At 45.4% G+C, this 1,184-nt stretch carries 1 protein-coding gene and 2 pseudogenes; 2 read left to right on the forward strand and 1 reads right to left on the reverse strand.

The window, feature by feature from the left end:
• Positions 1-143: pseudogene (locus AB4496_RS22105) on the reverse strand (arylesterase); the annotation flags it as partial.
• On the opposite strand from AB4496_RS22105, the gene AB4496_RS22110 reads away from it, so the two are divergent.
• Positions 142-816 (forward strand): ABC transporter ATP-binding protein, encoded by a 675-nt coding sequence (locus AB4496_RS22110; protein WP_009845334.1) that lies wholly within the window; start codon positions 142-144, stop codon positions 814-816. The pseudogene AB4496_RS22105 and the gene AB4496_RS22110 sit on opposite strands and share 2 nt — an antisense overlap.
• Before the next feature lies 1 nt (position 817).
• A pseudogene (locus AB4496_RS22115) lies at positions 818-1,184 on the forward strand (ABC transporter permease); the annotation flags it as partial.

Below are 1,184 nucleotides of genomic sequence, written 5' to 3' on the forward strand. Positions count from 1 at the left end.
GGCCAACTCTGTTTGATGTCCATGTTATAACCAGCACTCAAGCTATCACCAAGCACCAGTAACTTAGAATCTAACTCGGTATCTTGAGCCAAAGAAGCGGTTGAAAATATAATTAAGAATAAAAAGGAAATTAGTCGAGTCATGCATACATCCATCATTAAAGCAGAAGCTGTTTCGAAGACAGTGTCTACTAATCAAGAACATTTAACAATCTTAGAGCATGTTGATATCGATATTCGTGAGGGTGAAACGGTTGCGATCGTCGGTACTTCAGGTGCGGGTAAATCCACGTTAATGACACTGCTTGCAGGACTCGATGTGCCAACTTCTGGCGAAATCAGTTTGTTAGGCCAACCTCTATCACAGCTTGATGACGAAGCGAGAGCCAAAATCCGCAGTGAATCCGTTGGGTTTGTTTTCCAAAGCTTCTTATTGATCCCAAGCCTTTCTGCCCTGCAAAACGTCACGCTGCCTTGTTTGTTGAAAGGTGAAGACGAAGACATCGAACGCGCGACGGCTTTGCTTGAATCAGTGGGCTTGAAAGACAGGCTTGATCACCTGCCGTCTCAACTGTCCGGTGGTGAACAACAAAGGGTAGCATTGGCTCGTGCGTTTATGATTAAGCCTAAAATTTTGTTCGCTGATGAACCAACGGGCAACCTAGACCAACAAACGGCAGCGAAAATCGTCGAGCTGTTGTTCGAACTTAATTCATCGCACGGTACAACGCTTGTTCTCGTCACGCATGACCCTAAGCTCGCACAGCGTTGCCAACGAACCTTGAAAATGCATGTCGGTCACATAGAGGAAGTGTAAATTGAATTCATCACACGGACTGAATAAACGACTGTTTTCATGGAGCATCGAAGAGATTCGACATGGTCAGCTATGGCCGGTATCCATCGCTCTAACGCTCATTATAGCTTGTGTGTTCGCGCTTTCAGCTTTAGCTGAGCGTATGGAACAAGTGATCGTAAAGCAGGGCAAAGATGCGTTAACCGCCGACAGTGTATTTGTATCGGCAAACCCAATCCCCCAACCTTTATTAGACCTGACTCAGGTTGAACAGTTAGAAAGCTCTCAGTTAACTCGCTTCTCAACCATGGCATTCAGTGATAACTCGATGCAGTTGGTTACTGTTAAAGCCGTAGAGAGCAATTACCCTTTACGCGGTGAAATGATAC

Source organism: Vibrio sp. 10N.222.46.A1 (genome assembly GCF_041473595.1).
Classification (GTDB): domain Bacteria; phylum Pseudomonadota; class Gammaproteobacteria; order Enterobacterales; family Vibrionaceae; genus Vibrio; species Vibrio tasmaniensis_A.

Excerpts from the sequence above, each read along its gene's own strand:
- AB4496_RS22110 (WP_009845334.1), top strand. The coding sequence starts at position 142 with ATGCATACATCCATCATTAAAGCAGAAGCTGTTTCGAAGACAGTGTCT.